The organism is Burkholderia sp. RF7-non_BP4 (assembly GCF_001521935.1).
Lineage (GTDB): Bacteria > Pseudomonadota > Gammaproteobacteria > Burkholderiales > Burkholderiaceae > Burkholderia > Burkholderia diffusa.
The window spans coordinates 184,697-199,373 of sequence record NZ_LOTA01000053.1 but is presented as its reverse complement, the minus strand read 5'-3'; the positions used below and the strand labels follow the sequence as shown (position 1 = coordinate 199,373).

Below are 14,677 nucleotides of genomic sequence, written 5' to 3'. Positions count from 1 at the left end.
ACATGACGGAAATGTCATCTTCGGCTCATGTTCGCACTGCACCCGATCCGTAGCATCGGTGCGAACCGTTATCGCAGAACCGAACATGCTCAAGCTCACCCTCGCCGTGGCCGTCGTCTTCGCGACGGCCGCGACGGCCCATGCGCAATCGCTGCAGGTCGCGGCCCCGGCCTTGGCCTCGACGGCTTCCGCTGTTGCACCGCCGTCCGACGCCGCTTCTTCCCCATCGCTGACGTTGTCCGACGCGCTCGCGGCAGCGGCCCGCAACAACCCGGCGTTGCGCGGCGCGCGCGCGGACGTCGACGCATCGGCCGGCGCGCTGATGCAGGCCGGCGCGCGTCCCAATCCGGAAGTGTCGTTCCTGCAGGAAGGCTTCAGCCGTGCGGAGCGCACGTCGACCGCGCTGATCAACCAGACCATCGAACTCGGTGGCAAGCGCCGCGCACGGCTCGATGTCGCGTCGTACGGCCGCGAGGCCGCGAATGCGTCGCTCGACGAGCAGGGCGCCGCCGTGCGCGCCGATGTGATCGCGGCGTTCTACGGATTGCTTGCCGCGCAGCGGCAACTTCAGGTCACCGAAGAGTCGGCCGCGATCGCCGCGCGCTCGGCGGACCTCGCGGGCCGCCGCGCGCAGGCCGGCAAGGTGTCGCCGGTCGAGGCGACCAAGGCGCAGGTGGCGGCGGCCGGCGTCCAGATCGAGGTGGCGACCACGCGCGGCCGTGTCGACGTCGCGCGCGAGAAGCTGAATGCGGTGATGGGTGAAGCGCGCAGCGACCGGCGCGTCGCGCTCGGCGATCTGGAAGTGGTGCCGGCGGTCGAGCCGCTGTCCGCGCTGACCGCGCAGCTCGACGATGCGCCGCTCGCCCGCGTCGCGCGTGCGCAGATGCTGCGCTCGAACGCGGCCGTGTCGCTCGAACGCGCGCGGCGCATTCCCGACGTGACGGTCAGCGCGGGCATGAAGCGGGTGACGACCGGCGGCGTGCCCGACAACCAAGCGGTGGTCGGCGTGTCGATTCCGATTCCGCTGTTCGACACGAACCGCGGCGCGCTACTCGAAGCGACGCACAAGGCCGAGCGCGCGAATGCCGATCTCGACCGCGAGCGCACGCGGCTGCGGCTCGAACTCACGCAGGCGTACGCGAATTTCGACGCGGCCGCGCAGGAAGCGCGGCGGCTGAAGACCGACATCCTGCCCGGCGCGCGGCTCGCGCTCGATGCGATGTCGCGCGGCTACGAGCTCGGCAAGTTCAGCTTCCTCGACGTGCTCGACGCGCAGCGCACGCTGTTCCAGGGGCAATCGCAATACGTGCGCGCACTCGCCGACGCACATGCGGCCCGCGCCGATATCGGCCGGCTCGTCGGCACGCCGCTCGCGGCCGTTGCGCAATAGCCGCGCTTCTTACCTGAAGGATCATCATGTCACGCAGCAGAATCTTCATCATTGCGGCGGCCGTGCTCGGCGGCGTCGGGATCGTGCTCGGCGCGCTCGCCGTCACGCGAGGCGGCGCGTCAGTGCCCGCGGGTACCGAAGCCGCGCAGGCGGCCGACGGCGTCGGCACCGGCTCGCACGGCGGCGTCGTGCTCACGCGCGGCAAGTTGTCCGTCGAGATCGTGATGACGGAAAAGCCCGGCGACGCGCGGCTCGTCGTCTATCCGTTCGTCGACGGCAAGCCTGCGACCACGGGCGTTGCCGTGTCCGGCACGCTGGTGCGGTACGACCGCTCGCACGAACCGATGCGCTTCGACGCGGCGGGCCAGAAGTTCGTGTCGGCGCAATCGATCGCGAAGCCGCACGTGTTCGACGCGACGATCGACGTCAAGGCGGGCAACGAGGCCGCGTCGTTTCCGTTCGCCCGTGCGGACGGCGCGATCGCGCTGACCGACGCACAACTGCAGACGTCGAAGATCGCGCTCGCGAAGGCCGGCCCCGCGCAGATCGCCACGCCGTTCCAGCTGCCGGGCGAGATCAAATTCAACGAGGATCGCACCGCGCACGTCGTGCCGCGCGTGGCCGGCATCGTCGAACAGGTGTCGGTGTCGCTCGGGCAGAACATCGCGAAGGGGCAGGTGCTGGCCGTGATCGCGAGCACCGATCTCGCGGACCGTCGCAGCGAACTGCTGACCGCCGAACGCCGGTTGTCGGGCGCGCGCGCGACCTATGAACGCGAACGCACGCTGTGGCAGGAGCGCATCTCGGCGGAACAGGACTACCAGCAGGCGCAGGTTCAGTTGCGCGAGGCCGAGATCGCCGTGCAGAACGCGCGGCAGAAACTGGCCGCGCTGAACGCGCCGGCCGGCGCGGGCGCGCTGAACCGCTACGAGTTGCGCGCGCCGTTCGCGGGCACGATCGTCGAGAAGCATGCGACGCCCGGCGAAGCGATCGCCGCAGACGCGAGCATGTTCGTGATCTCCGACCTGTCGACGGTGTGGGCCGAGATGGCCGTGCCCGCGCAGCGGCTGAACGACGTGCGCGTCGGCCGCGACGCGACGGTCAGCGCGACCGCGTTCGAATCGCGCTCGAGCGGCCCGATCGCTTACGTCGGCTCGCTGCTCGGCGAACAGACGCGCACCGCGCCCGCGCGCGTCGTGCTGCCGAATCCGGACGGCGTGTGGCGGCCGGGGATGTTCGTGAACGTGTCGGTCGACGCGGGCAAGCAGGCCGTGCCGCTCGCCGTCGCGAGCGACGCGCTGCAGGACGTCGACGGCGTGCCGTCGGTATTCGTGCGCTCGCCGAAGGGCTTCGTCGCACAGGCCGTCGAGACGGGGCGGCGCGACGACCGTGCGACCGAAGTGCTGAAGGGGCTCAAGCCGGGCCAGGACTATGTGGCCGCGAACAGCTTCGTGCTGAAGGCCGAGCTCGGCAAGGGGAGCGCGGAACATGAATGAGCGTCACGCATCGAAGGCCCACGCAGTGGACGTTCCCCGCTTCGAGGAATCCCGCCATGTTTGAGCGCCTGATCCGCTTTGCGATCGCGCACCGCTGGCTCGTGATGCTGGCGATCGCGGCCGTGGCCGCGCTGGGCGTGTTCAGCTACCAGAAGCTGCCGATCGACGCGGTGCCCGACATCACGAACGTGCAGGTCCAGATCAACACGGCCGCGCCCGGTTACTCGCCGCTGGAGGCGGAGCAGCGCATCACGTATCCGGTCGAGACCGTGATGGCCGGCCTGCCGGGCCTCGAGCAGACGCGTTCGATTTCGCGCTACGGTCTGTCGCAGGTCACCGTGATCTTCAAGGACGGCACCGACATCTACTTTGCGCGGCAGCTCGTCAACGAACGTATCCAGGAAGCGAAGGACAAGTTGCCGGCGGGCATCGCGCCCGCGATGGGGCCGACGTCGACCGGCCTCGGCGAGATCTACCTGTGGACCGTCGAGGCCGACGCGGCCGCGCGCAAGCCCGACGGCACGCGCTACACGGCGGCCGACCTGCGCGAGCTGCAGGACTGGGTCGTCCGGCCGCAACTGCGAAACGTGCGCGGCGTGACCGAGGTGAATTCGATCGGCGGCTACGTGAAGGAATACCGCGTCGCGCCGAACCCGGCGAAGCTGATGTCGTACGGGCTGACGCTCGCCGACGTCGTGCGCGCGCTCGAACGCAACAACGACAACGTCGGCGCGGGCTACATCGAGAAGCGCGGCGAGCAGTACCTGGTGCGTGTGCCGGGCCAGGCGCGCACCGTCGACGACATCGCGAACATCGTGCTGACCAACGTCGGCGGCGTCCCGGTGCGGATGAAGGAGGTCGGCCAGGTCGACATCGGCCGCGAGCTGCGCACCGGCGCGGCGACGTCGAACGGCGAGGAGGTCGTGCTCGGCACGGTGTTCATGCTGATGGGCGAGAACAGCCGCTCGGTCGCGAAAGCCGTCGCCGCGAAGATGGCGGACGTGAACCGCACGCTGCCGGCCGGTGTGAAGGCGATTCCCGTCTACGACCGCACCGTGCTCGTCGAGAAGGCCGTCGCGACGGTGAAGAAAAACCTGCTCGAGGGCGCGATCCTCGTGATCGCGGTGCTGTTCCTGTTTCTCGGTAACATCCGCGCGGCGCTGATCACCGCGCTCGTGATCCCGCTGTCGATGTTGATGACGTTCACTGGGATGGTCAACGCGAAGGTCAGCGCGAACCTGATGAGCCTCGGCGCGCTCGACTTCGGGATCATCGTCGACGGCGCGGTCGTGATCGTCGAGAACTGCGTGCGACGGCTCGCGCATGCGCAGGCCGTCGCCGGCCGGCCGCTGACGCGCGACGAGCGCTTCGCGGAAGTATTCGGCGCATCGCAGGAGGCGCGCCGCGCGCTGATCTTCGGGCAACTGATCATCATGGTCGTGTACCTGCCGATCTTCGCGCTCACGGGCGTCGAAGGGAAGATGTTCCATCCGATGGCCGTCACCGTGGTGATGGCGCTCGCGGCGGCGATGGTTTTGACCGTCACGTTCATTCCGGCAGCGGTGGCGCTGTTCATCGGCGAGCGCGTCGAGGAAAAGGAAAACCGGCTGATGGGCTGGGCGCGGCGTGCATACGAACCCGTGCTCGCCGCGTTCATGACGCGCCCCGCGCGCGTGATGCTCGGCGCCAGCGCGATCGTGCTGGCCACGCTCGGGCTCGCGACGCGGCTCGGCAGCGAGTTCATCCCGAGCCTGAACGAAGGCGATCTCGCGGTCGCCGCGCTGCGCATTCCCGGCACGAGCCTGTCGCAATCGGTCGAGATGCAGAAGTCGATCGAGAAGACGCTGAAGGCGCGCTTTCCGGAAATCGAGCGCGTGTTCGCGCGCACCGGCACGGCCGAGATCGCGGCCGATCCGATGCCGCCGAACCTGTCGGACGGCTACATCATGCTGAAGCCGACCGACAAGTGGCCCGACCCGAACAAGCCGCGCGACCAGCTCGTGCGCGAGATCGAAGAGGCGCTCGCGGAACTGCCGGGCAACGCGTACGAGTTCTCGCAGCCGATCCAGTTGCGCTTCAACGAACTGATCTCGGGCGTGCGCAGCGACGTCGCGGTGAAGATCTTCGGCGACGACATGACCGTGCTGAACCAGACCGGCGAGCAGATCGCGGCCGCGTTGCAGAAGGTGCCGGGCGCATCCGAAGTGAAGGTCGAGCAGACCACCGGCCTGCCCGTGCTGACCGTCAACCTCGACCGCGACAAGCTCGCGCGCTACGGCGTGACGGTCGCCGACCTGCAGGATACGGTGGCCGCGGCCGTCGGCGGGCAGAAGGCGGGGACGCTGTTCCAGGGCGATCGCCGCTTCGACATCGTCGTGCGGCTGCCGGACGAGCTGCGCTCCGACATCGAGGCGATCAAGCGTCTGCCGATCGCGCTGCCGGCGCCGGCAGCGGGTGCCAGCGCGCCGCTCGCGCAGGCGCCGTACGTGCCGCTCGCGGAACTCGCGACGATCGAGGTCGCGCCGGGCCCGAACCAGATCAGCCGCGAGGACGGCAAGCGGCGCGTCGTCGTCAGCGCGAACGTGCGCGGCCGCGACGTCGGCTCGTTCGTCGCCGATGCGCGCGAGCAATTGCAACAGGACGTGCGCGTGCCGGCCGGCTACTGGGTGTCGTGGGGCGGCCAGTTCGAGCAGTTGCAGAGCGCGAGCGAGCGGCTGAAGCTCGTCGTGCCGCTCGCGCTGTTCATGGTGTTCGTGCTGCTGTTCGTGATGTTCAACAACGTGAAGGACGGGCTGCTGGTCTTCACCGGCATTCCGTTCGCGCTGAGCGGCGGCGTGGTGTCGTTGTGGCTGCGCGGGATTCCGCTGTCGATCACTGCGGCGGTCGGCTTCATCGCGCTGTCCGGCGTCGCGGTGCTCAACGGTCTCGTGATGATCTCGTTCATCCGCAACCTGCGCGACGACGGGATGCCGCTCGACGCGGCCGTGCGCGAAGGCGCGCTCACGCGGCTGCGGCCCGTGCTGATGACCGCGCTCGTCGCGTCGCTGGGCTTCCTGCCGATGGCATTCGCGACCGGCACCGGCGCCGAGGTGCAGCGCCCGCTCGCGACGGTCGTGATCGGCGGTATCCTGTCGTCCACGGCGCTGACGCTGCTGGTGCTGCCGGTGCTGTACCGCGTGAGCCACGCGGTGTCGTGGCGCGCGGTATTGCGCGGCGGGTTCGGCGCGGGCGTGCTGCGCCGGCTGGGTTTCTTCAAGGGTAATGCGTGATGCGAATTCTGATTGTCGAGGATGAACCGAAAACCGGCGCCTATCTGCGCAAGGGCCTGACCGAAGCCGGCTATGTCGTCGACTGGGTGGAGGACGGCATCACGGGCCAGCATCAGGCCGAGACCGAGGAGTACGATCTGCTCGTGCTCGACGTGATGCTGCCGGGGCAGGACGGCTGGACGTTGCTGCAGAACCTGCGTCGCAGCAAGTCGACGCCCGTGCTGTTCCTCACCGCGCGCGACGACGTCGGCGACCGCGTGAAGGGGCTCGAACTCGGCGCCGACGATTATCTGGCCAAACCGTTCGACTTCGTCGAACTCACCGCGCGCATCAAGTCGATTTTGCGGCGCGGCCAGCCGCGCGATTCGAACACGCTGCGCGTGGCCGATCTCGAACTCGACCTGACGCGCCGCAAGGCCACGCGGCAGCGCGACACGATCCTGCTGACCGCGAAGGAATTCGCGCTGCTGTGGCTGCTGATGCGTCGCGAAGGCGAGATCCTGCCGCGCGCGACGATCGCGTCGCAGGTGTGGGACATGAACTTCAACAGCGATACGAACGTCGTGGATTCCGCGATCCGGCGACTGCGCTCGAAGATCGACGACGCCTACGAACCGAAGCTGATCCACACCGTGCGCGGGATGGGCTACGTGCTCGAAGTGCGCGACGGCGCGGCCAAATGATCGCGCGCCTGCTGCCGCGCACGCTGCGCGGACGCCTGACCGCGCTGATCATCCTGTCGACGTCGGTGATCCTCGCCTCGAGCGGCGTCGCGCTGTACGAGGCGTTGAGCAATCGCATCGAGACGACGGCGGCCGAGCAGATGGCCGGTATTTCGACCGCGCTGGGCACGCACCTGGCGGAAGCGCGTTCGACGGCCGACGTCGCGCGCAACCCCGATATCTGGATCGACCAGTTGCATGGGCATCCGAACATGGACCTGGCGATCTACGATGCGGCCGGCACGCGCATCGTCGGCACGCCGGGATTCCGGACCTACGCGCCGCTGCTGTCGACGGCCGCGGGCCGTATTCCGGTATTCGTCGCGCCGCCCGGCGTGCGGCATCAGTATCTGGTGATGACCGTGCCGCTCGCCGGCGCGGGCGCGCCCGTCGTGCGCGTCGCGGTGCAGTACGACCGCAGCGCCGACGTGCTGCTGCTGCGCACGCACGCTTATACGATCGTCGTGATCGAGGTGTTCGGCGTCGTGCTGGCGGCCGCGATCGCATACGGCATCGCGGCGCTCGGGCTGAGCCCGCTGCGGCGCTTCGCGGCGCGGGCCGAGCAGATGTCGACGAGCCGGCTGGCCCATCCGCTGCCGGAGCTCGAAACGTCAGGCGAACTGAAGGAACTGGAGCATGCGTTCAACGGGATGCTCGCGCGCCTGAACGAATCGTTTACGCGGTTGAGCCAGTTCTCGTCGAATCTCGCGCACGACATGCGCACGCCGCTCACGAACCTGCAGGCGGCCGCGCAGGTCGTGCTGTCGCAGCCGCGCGGCGCGGACGAATATCGCAGCGTGATCGAGTCGAGCATCGACGAGTATCAGCGGCTGTCGAGGATGATCGAGGACATGCTGTTCCTCGCGCGCTCGGAGCAGGCCGGCACGTCGATCGACGTGCGGCGGCTCGATGCGGCCGAGGAGGCTTCGCGAGTCGCCGGCTACTACGAGCCGCTCGCGGAGGACGCGGGTGTGTCGGTGAAGGTCGACGGCTACGCATGGGTCGATGCGGATCTCACGCTGTATCAGCGCGCGTTGAGCAACCTGCTGTCCAATGCGCTGGCGTATGCGCCGCGCGGCAGTGTCGTGACGATCGATTGTTCGGAACAGGCCGGCGCGACGACGATCGCCGTATCGGATACGGGGCCGGGCATCGATGCGCAGCACGTCGCGCGGATTTTCGAGCGCTTCTATCGCGTCGATCCGTCGCGGCACAATTCGGCGTCGGGGACGGGCCTCGGCCTCGCGATCGTCCGGTCGATCATGGACAACCATGGCGGCGAATGCGGGGTCGACAGCGTTCCCGGCCGGCGCACGACATTCTGGCTGCGCTTTCCGCAGCGGCCGCCGGGTGCGCCGAAGACGATGCCGGCGACCCATGCTTGAGATCGCACGCCGGCACGGCCGCGCGTTCGCCGCGATACGGCGGCGCGCGGCACGCTGCCCGCGATCGCGCGGCAGCGCCCGCGCCTGACCGGCATCAGCGGGTCGCGAGGCTGTCGTGATTGTCGGCCTGCGGCGCCTTCTCGCCGGCATGCACCGAAATCCCGTGAAGCTCCTTGTTGCGCGCGACGATCTCGCCGGTCGGCGGGTACTGCGTCTTGCTCGTCGGCACCACGCCGTCATGCTGCGCCTGCTTCAGTTCGTTGATGACTTCCGCGCGGGTCTTGCCCTGCATTTGTGTTTGCGTTTGTGCGAATGCGGCTTGCGTGGCGATGCCGAGCGACAGCGTCGCGGTGACGAACAGGGCAGCGAGTTTTACCGTTTTCATGGAGCTCTCCTTGATGAGGCCGCCGGGTGGCGATCCATGGAACCAGTATGCGAAAGCAGCCGAGCGTGACCGTGATCGGCAGATGAAAAATCCGTCAGATTGCGCGGCTGCGTGTCCAACGTGTGGGCCCTGGCCGACATGACGTAATCGTCATATTCGGGTCATGCGTGCGATGAACGGAAAGCGGAGCATGTCGCTTGCCGACGGCCGATGGTGTCGTCGGCATGCGCGCCGTTCGCCGCACCGGCATGGAAGGCGGCCGGCTTCGTTTCGACTTTCATTCCGGACCAAACAGTGGATCGTCCCGCCATTCGCCTGTCGTTGCTTGCGTTGCTGATTGCCCCGTTGGTCGCCGGTTGCGCTTCGTCCCGTCACGATGCAGGAACGGTCAGATCGTCCGCGCCGAAGGCCGTGCGCAATGCGGTGCCCGCCGGCCTGACGCCCGGCGAGCAGATCGACTATGCGGGACATCGCTGTGGCAATCCGAACTTCCACGTGAAGACGCATCCGTGCCTGTTCCCGAAGCGCAACGTCACGCCTTGATCTGTCGTACTGACGAAAAAAAGCCCGGCACTCACGGTGTCCGGGCCGAACGCGTGATCGTGCCGTGCGACAGCGATCCGCTTGCGTGGATTGCAACGGGCATCGCCCGTCACGCATTCGATGGTAGCGACACGATGCATCGCGAACCTGATCGGAAGATGAAATTTTCGTCATGCGCGTGCCCGCGCGTTGCCGCTGCCCCGATCAGAATCGATGGCGCAGCCCGAGATTGACGATTCCTTGCGTGCGCGTGCCGCCGTAGCCGTAGGAGCCGATCGACGCCTGCGCCGTCTGCGTGCCGCCGTCGAGCGTGCGTTGCTCGCCATTCGCGCGTTGCCACGCGCCGACCGCATAGAGATCGGTGCGTTTCGACAGCACGTAGTCCGCGCCGGCTGACACCTGATGGTAGGTCGCGCGCGTATCGCCGCGGGCTTTCGTGTAGCTGTAGCCGACGCCGACGAGCAGGCTCGCGCTCGCCTGATAGTTGAAGAAGCCGCGCACGGTATCGTATTTCTGCGTGTTGCGAAACGCGGACATCGCATCGGCCTTGTACTGCGCGTTGCTGTAGTCGATGCCGACCGCGAAGGGCGCGAAGCTGTAGCGCAACGCGCCGCGTGCAATGCCGATCGACTTCGCGGAGATGTAGCCGCCGTTGACCAGCGATCCGTCGAACGTGCCGTCGGAGGTGCCGTTCCAGCCGGTTCGGATGCCGTCGGCAAGCGGCGACTTGTTGGCCGCGTAGTAGTAGCCGCCCGCGACGTCGATCGGGCCGTTGCCGTACGAAAGCCCGGCCGACCAGGTTTGTCCCGCGCCCGTCTTGCCGGCCACGCCGCCGAGCGCAACCATGCCGACGAACTGGAACCCGGCGATCACGGGGGACGTGTACTTTACCGCGTTGTCGGTTCGCGACGACGTGTCGTAGTTGTCGACGTCGCCGGGCGTCGCATACACGCTGCCGAAGTAGAAATCGCCGGTAATCGGCCATGCGACATCGGCAAGCGCGTCGTATTGGCGGCCGATCGTCAGCGTGCCCCAGCGCGAGCTGTCGAGACCGACGAACGCCTGCCGACCGAACATCCGGTTGCCTTGCCCAAGCGCGCCGGTATTCGGATTGAAGCCGTTCTCCAGCGTGAAGATCGCCTTCAGCCCGCCGCCGAGGTCTTCCGCGCCTTTCACGCCGAAGCGGTTCCCGAGCAGGTTGCCGTTGCCCAGGCCGACGAGATTCTTGCCGTCTGCATTGGCGTTCCATACATACGTCAGCGACGTATCGAACAGGCCGTAGAGGCTGACTTCCGACGCGTGAACCGCGTGGGCGGTCGTGAGCAGCGCACCGGACAGCATGACGAGCCGAGATGGAGTGTTCATGTTGGGTCCCTGAGGTTCGAGTTGATCGTTTCGTGCGTCCGTCGATGGTGCCGCCGCGCATTCCGCGTGCGGGCGACGAATATGGCGAACGTGCAGGCGATTCTGGGAACCGTTCGAATCGCGACGGTGAGGGACAAATGAGAAAAATGTCATCCGCGCGTCATGTGAGTCGAAGCATCTCGTCGATTTGCTTCGCACTGCGATTCAGGGCGTGGCATGCGATGACGAAATCGTCATCCCGTGTTCATGATCGCGCACCGCCGCCGGATCAATCTTGGAACTCACGTTACCCATTCCGGACCAGGAGCGAAGCTCATGAACATTCGACGACCCCTGATTTCGATCGCCGTTGCCGCGCTGTCGATCGCCGCTTTCTCGCAGTCGGCCACCGCGCAGTCCAGGACCCGGCAGGAAGTGCGCCAGGAACTGCTGCGCGCCCGTCACGACGGCGTGATTCCGAGTCCGAAGCACGACTATCCGCCGAGCCCGGCCACCATCGCCCGCAATCAGGAAATCCATCGCGCGACGGTGCATCGCGGCGAATCCGCGCCGGTCGTCGATGCGCATGACAACGGCTTGGCAGTGCGTTGATATTTTTTCGAGGAGGAACGGACGATGCGCAACATGATGAAAGCGATCGTACTGGCTGCGTGCCTGACGGCGACGGCCGCGACGGCGGCCGGCTGGCCGGAGCGCGCGCTGTCGCATGCGCCGGAACACGACGCCGGCCGCCGCGCGGGCGAACGGATGCGCTGCGAGTTCGCGGCCGTGCCGGCGGGGGAGTGGAGCGCGACGTTCACGCGCGGGCAATGCGAAGTCGGGAACGGGCGGCTCACGTTCCTGCCCGCCGAGGCGGGCGCCGCGCCGGCGCCGCTCGCCGAGCAGCGGATCGTGCTTCGCGAGGTGCGTACCGCGTCGCATCAGTCGCGCAAATTGAAGGAGCAACTGCAACTGACCACGCGCGACGAAGTGATCGCGCTGAACGTGCTGACCGACGACGGCAGCCGCAAGTCGCGCGAGCATGCGATCGACCTGTGGGCCGCATTGCGCAACGAGGGCGTGACGCCCGTTAACGGCACACGCATCGTCGAGACGTATCCGACCGCCGCGACGACGTGGTGATGCTCGTGCTTCAGCCGGCCTTCACCGAACCTTCGATCGGGAAGAACACGATGAACCCGGTGAAATGCCGGATGACGCACGACGATTTCGTGCCGGGCGTCGCTCCGGCATCAACCGGGGATTGAACACCTTGAGCGGGCGTGTGCACGCCTGCGCCAGGTCACACTTGCGCGAGCGCCTGGTCGAGATCGGCGAGGAGGTCGTCGATGTGCTCGATGCCGATCGACAGCCGCACCGTTTCCTCCTTCACGCCGGCCTTCGCGAGTTCGGCCGGCGACAGTTGGCGGTGCGTCGTCGAGGCCGGATGCGTCGCGAGCGATTTGGTGTCGCCGATGTTGACGAGCCGCGTGAACAGCTTCAGCGCGTCCTGGAACTTCGCGCCGCCGTCGCGGCCGCCCTTCACGCCGAACGTCAGGATGCCGGGCGCGCGGCCCGACAGGTAGCGCGCGACGAGCGGATGATCCGGGTGATCGGGCAGCCCCGCGTAGTTCACCCACTCGACATGTTCGTGGCGCGCGAGATGCTGCGCGATTTTCAGCGCGTTGTCGCTGATGCGCTCGACGCGCAGCGCGAGCGTCTCGATACCCTGCAGGATCTGGAACGCGTTGAACGGCGAGATCGCCGCGCCCATGTTGCGCAGCGGCACGACCCGCGCGCGCCCGATATAGGCGGCCGGCCCGAATGCTTCGGTGTACACGACGCCGTGATAGCTGACGTCGGGTTCGTTGAGTCGCTTGAAGCGGTCCGCGTGCTGCGCCCACGGGAACTTGCCCGAATCGACGATCGCGCCGCCGAGGCTCGTGCCGTGGCCGCCGAGATACTTCGTCAGCGAGTGCACGACGATGTCCGCGCCGTGTTCGAACGGGCGCAGCAGATACGGCGACGGCACCGTGTTGTCGACGATCAGCGGGATCCCGTGGCGATGCGCGACTTCCGCGAGCGCGGCGATGTCGGTCACGTTGCCGAGCGGGTTGCCGACCGATTCCGCGAAGATTGCCTTCGTGCGTGCGTCGATCAGCGGCTCGAACGATGCCGGGTCGCGCGGATCGGCGAAGCGCGTCGTGATGCCGTATTGCGGCAGCGTATGCGCGAACAGATTGTAGGTGCCGCCGTACAGCGAACTGGCGGACACGATGTTGTCGCCGGCTTCGGCGATCGTCTGGATCGCGTACGTGACGGCCGCCTGGCCCGACGCCAGCGCGAGCGCGCCGATGCCGCCCTCGAGCGCGGCGATCCGCTGCTCGAGCACGTCCGTCGTCGGGTTCATGATTCGCGTGTAGATGTTGCCCTGGACCTTCAGGTCGAACAGGTCCGCGCCGTGCTGCGTGTCGTCGAATGCGTACGCAACGGTCTGGTAGATCGGCACCGCGACCGCGCGCGTGGTCGGGTCGGGACGATAGCCGCCGTGCACGGCGATGGTTTCGAGTCGCCAGTTCGAAGTGGCCTGATCGGTCATGGGTGCTCCGTCTGTTGTTGTCGTGGTCGAGCGATTATAGGAGCAGGTGCGCTGCCGCCTTTAGAACGAATGGTTGGTTGCTTATGCGGCCGCCGCGCTCGCGACGAGCGACGCGGCCGGGCTGCCCGCGATCAACGTCGCGCCGAACCAGGGCAAGCTGCTGCAACTGCTGGCGACGATTCGCGGCGCACGGCGCACCCTCGAAGTCGGCACACTCGGCGGCTGGGACGGGTTTTCGATCTCGATCGTCGGCGCGTGACGCGCGCCGCGCTATCCTTTCACGCACACCACCTGACGCAGCGTGTGCACCACTTCGACGAGGCTGCGCTGCGCCGCCATCACAGCGTCGATGTCCTTGTAGGCCATCGGGATCTCGTCGATGACACCCGCGTCCTTCCGGCATTCGACGCCGCGCGTCGCGCTCACCTGGTCGTCGACCGTGAAGCGGCGCTTCGCCTCGGTTCGGCTCATCGAGCGTCCGGCGCCGTGGCTGCACGAACAGAAACTCTCCGGATTGCCGAGGCCGCGCACGATGAAGCTCTTCGCGCCCATCGAGCCCGGAATGATCCCGAGCTGCCCCTTCTGCGCGGACACCGCGCCCTTGCGGGTCACGAGCACGTCCTCGCCGAAGTGGCGTTCGCGCTGCACGTAGTTGTGGTGGCAGTTCACCGCATGCTCGTCGACCGCGAACGGTTTCGCGATCACGCCGCGCGCCGCGCCGATCACCGCGTCCATCATCGCCTGCCGGTTGCGGCGCGCGTAGTCCTGCGCCCAGCCGACCGCCTCGACGTAATCGTCGAAGTGGCGGCTGCCCTCGGTGAAATACGCCAGATTGCGATCCGGCAGGTTCGCGATGTGCTGCCGCATGTCGGCCTGCGCGAGCTCGATGAACAGGCTGCCGATCGCGTTGCCGACGCCGCGCGAGCCGCTGTGCAGCATGAACCACACGCGTCCGGCCTCGTCGATGCACACCTCGATGAAATGGTTGCCCGTGCCGAGCGTACCCAGATGCGCACGGTGGTTCGTCTTCACCAGCTTCGGATACTTGTCGACGATGCGCTGAAAGCCCGGCAGCAGCGACTTCCACGACTCGGTCACGGCGGGCGGCGTGCGATCGCCCCATGCTCCGGGATCGCGGCGCCCCGGCACGCGGCCGTGCGGCACCGCGCGTTCGATCGCGCTGCGCAGCCCGCCGAGCGAGTCCGGCAGGTCCGCTGCCGTGAGCGTCGTGCGCGCCGCCATCATCCCGCAGCCGATATCGACGCCGACCGCGGCCGGAATGATCGCGCCTTTCGTCGGAATCACGCTGCCGATCGTCGAGCCCTTGCCGAGGTGGACGTCCGGCATCACCGCGACGTGCCTGAAGATGAACGGCATCTGCGCGGTGTTGCGCAACTGCGCGCGCGCATCGTCCTCGACCGCGACGCCTTGCGTCCACATCTTCACCGGCTTGCCGTTCGACAATTCCATCACCTGGAATTCGTCGCTACCCATTTGCTTCACCCTTCATTCCACTATTCGCGTCCGGCGCGGCATTCAACTGC

At 67.5% G+C, this 14,677-nt stretch carries 13 protein-coding genes and 1 pseudogene; 10 read left to right on the top strand and 4 right to left on the bottom strand.

Annotated elements, in window-relative coordinates:
* Positions 1–85: 85 nt before the first annotated feature.
* The 5 genes from WS49_RS19190 to WS49_RS19170 are packed head-to-tail and all read left to right on the top strand — an operon-like array spanning position 86 to position 8,262.
* Complete coding sequence (locus tag WS49_RS19190; RefSeq protein ID WP_059531884.1) at positions 86–1,390, top strand: TolC family protein; 1,305 nt, start codon at positions 86–88, stop codon at positions 1,388–1,390.
* 26 nt (positions 1,391–1,416) lie between these two features.
* Positions 1,417–2,886 (top strand): efflux RND transporter periplasmic adaptor subunit, encoded by a 1,470-nt coding sequence (locus WS49_RS19185; RefSeq protein ID WP_059531881.1) that lies wholly within the window; start codon positions 1,417–1,419, stop codon positions 2,884–2,886.
* 56 nt (positions 2,887–2,942) lie between these two features.
* Positions 2,943–6,155, top strand: a complete 3,213-nt coding sequence (locus tag WS49_RS19180) for an efflux RND transporter permease subunit (RefSeq protein ID WP_059531878.1) — start codon at positions 2,943–2,945, stop codon at positions 6,153–6,155.
* The gene (irlR, locus tag WS49_RS19175) at positions 6,155–6,838 is read left to right on the top strand and encodes a heavy metal response regulator transcription factor IrlR (protein ID WP_059466657.1); all 684 of its coding nucleotides are present in this window, start codon (positions 6,155–6,157) and stop codon (positions 6,836–6,838) included. Before WS49_RS19180 ends, irlR begins: the two co-directional genes overlap by 1 nt.
* The gene (locus WS49_RS19170) at positions 6,835–8,262 is read left to right on the top strand and encodes a heavy metal sensor histidine kinase (RefSeq protein ID WP_059531875.1); all 1,428 of its coding nucleotides are present in this window, start codon (positions 6,835–6,837) and stop codon (positions 8,260–8,262) included. Before irlR ends, WS49_RS19170 begins: the two co-directional genes overlap by 4 nt.
* 94 nt (positions 8,263–8,356) lie before the next feature.
* On the opposite strand, the gene WS49_RS19165 is transcribed toward WS49_RS19170, so the two are convergent.
* Positions 8,357–8,647, bottom strand: coding sequence for a DUF4148 domain-containing protein (locus WS49_RS19165; RefSeq protein WP_059531872.1), 291 nt, complete (start codon positions 8,645–8,647; stop codon positions 8,357–8,359).
* Between the two features lie 294 nt (positions 8,648–8,941).
* Here WS49_RS19165 and WS49_RS19160 point away from each other — a divergent pair, with 294 nt between their 5' ends.
* The gene (locus WS49_RS19160) at positions 8,942–9,190 is read left to right on the top strand and encodes a hypothetical protein (protein WP_257127731.1); all 249 of its coding nucleotides are present in this window, start codon (positions 8,942–8,944) and stop codon (positions 9,188–9,190) included.
* A 204-nt stretch (positions 9,191–9,394) separates the two neighbouring features.
* Here WS49_RS19160 and WS49_RS19155 read toward each other — a convergent pair whose 3' ends face one another.
* Positions 9,395–10,555, bottom strand: coding sequence for a porin (locus WS49_RS19155; protein WP_059531866.1), 1,161 nt, complete (start codon positions 10,553–10,555; stop codon positions 9,395–9,397).
* A 246-nt stretch (positions 10,556–10,801) separates the two neighbouring features.
* Between WS49_RS19155 and WS49_RS19150 the strand changes: the two genes are divergently transcribed.
* From WS49_RS19150 to WS49_RS36130, 3 genes are read left to right on the top strand one after another with little or no spacing between them, the layout of a single operon-like run.
* Positions 10,802–11,146 carry a DUF4148 domain-containing protein gene (locus WS49_RS19150; protein ID WP_257127740.1) on the top strand — a complete coding sequence of 115 codons (345 nt, stop codon included), beginning with the start codon at positions 10,802–10,804 and terminating at the stop codon, positions 11,144–11,146.
* 33 nt (positions 11,147–11,179) lie between these two features.
* Positions 11,180–11,677, top strand: a complete 498-nt coding sequence (locus tag WS49_RS19145; RefSeq protein WP_257127732.1) for a hypothetical protein — start codon at positions 11,180–11,182, stop codon at positions 11,675–11,677.
* On the top strand, positions 11,677–11,802 hold the full coding sequence (locus tag WS49_RS36130) for a hypothetical protein (protein WP_257127733.1): 126 nt from the start codon (positions 11,677–11,679) through the stop codon (positions 11,800–11,802). Before WS49_RS19145 ends, WS49_RS36130 begins: the two co-directional genes overlap by 1 nt.
* Before the next feature lie 35 nt (positions 11,803–11,837).
* Here the strand turns inward: WS49_RS36130 and WS49_RS19140 are convergent, their stop codons facing one another.
* Positions 11,838–13,133, bottom strand: a complete 1,296-nt coding sequence (locus WS49_RS19140; RefSeq protein WP_059531860.1) for an O-acetylhomoserine aminocarboxypropyltransferase/cysteine synthase family protein — start codon at positions 13,131–13,133, stop codon at positions 11,838–11,840.
* A gap of 91 nt (positions 13,134–13,224) precedes the next feature.
* Here WS49_RS19140 and WS49_RS19135 point away from each other — a divergent pair.
* Positions 13,225–13,359, top strand: a pseudogene (locus WS49_RS19135) (methyltransferase); the annotation flags it as partial.
* Positions 13,360–13,403: 44 nt separating this feature from the next.
* Here the strand turns inward: WS49_RS19135 and WS49_RS19130 are convergent.
* The gene (locus WS49_RS19130) at positions 13,404–14,627 is read right to left on the bottom strand and encodes an RtcB family protein (RefSeq protein WP_059531853.1); all 1,224 of its coding nucleotides are present in this window, start codon (positions 14,625–14,627) and stop codon (positions 13,404–13,406) included.
* Positions 14,628–14,677: the final 50 nt, after the last annotated feature.

What these genes read in the sequence shown, in the direction of transcription:
- WS49_RS19130 (WP_059531853.1), bottom strand. Translation starts at nt 14,627, where the DNA reads ATGGGTAGCGACGAATTCCAGGTGATGGAATTGTCGAACGGCAAGCCG.
- WS49_RS19180 (WP_059531878.1), top strand. Translation starts at nt 2,943, where the DNA reads ATGTTTGAGCGCCTGATCCGCTTTGCGATCGCGCACCGCTGGCTCGTG.
- WS49_RS19140 (WP_059531860.1), bottom strand. Translation starts at nt 13,133, where the DNA reads ATGACCGATCAGGCCACTTCGAACTGGCGACTCGAAACCATCGCCGTG.
- WS49_RS19150 (WP_257127740.1), top strand. Translation starts at nt 10,802, where the DNA reads ATGATCGCGCACCGCCGCCGGATCAATCTTGGAACTCACGTTACCCAT.
- WS49_RS19145 (WP_257127732.1), top strand. Translation starts at nt 11,180, where the DNA reads ATGATGAAAGCGATCGTACTGGCTGCGTGCCTGACGGCGACGGCCGCG.
- WS49_RS19155 (WP_059531866.1), bottom strand. Translation starts at nt 10,555, where the DNA reads ATGAACACTCCATCTCGGCTCGTCATGCTGTCCGGTGCGCTGCTCACG.
- WS49_RS19185 (WP_059531881.1), top strand. Translation starts at nt 1,417, where the DNA reads ATGTCACGCAGCAGAATCTTCATCATTGCGGCGGCCGTGCTCGGCGGC.
- WS49_RS19190 (WP_059531884.1), top strand. Translation starts at nt 86, where the DNA reads ATGCTCAAGCTCACCCTCGCCGTGGCCGTCGTCTTCGCGACGGCCGCG.
- WS49_RS19165 (WP_059531872.1), bottom strand. Translation starts at nt 8,647, where the DNA reads ATGAAAACGGTAAAACTCGCTGCCCTGTTCGTCACCGCGACGCTGTCG.
- WS49_RS19170 (WP_059531875.1), top strand. Translation starts at nt 6,835, where the DNA reads ATGATCGCGCGCCTGCTGCCGCGCACGCTGCGCGGACGCCTGACCGCG.
- WS49_RS36130 (WP_257127733.1), top strand. Translation starts at nt 11,677, where the DNA reads ATGCTCGTGCTTCAGCCGGCCTTCACCGAACCTTCGATCGGGAAGAAC.
- irlR (WP_059466657.1), top strand. Translation starts at nt 6,155, where the DNA reads ATGCGAATTCTGATTGTCGAGGATGAACCGAAAACCGGCGCCTATCTG.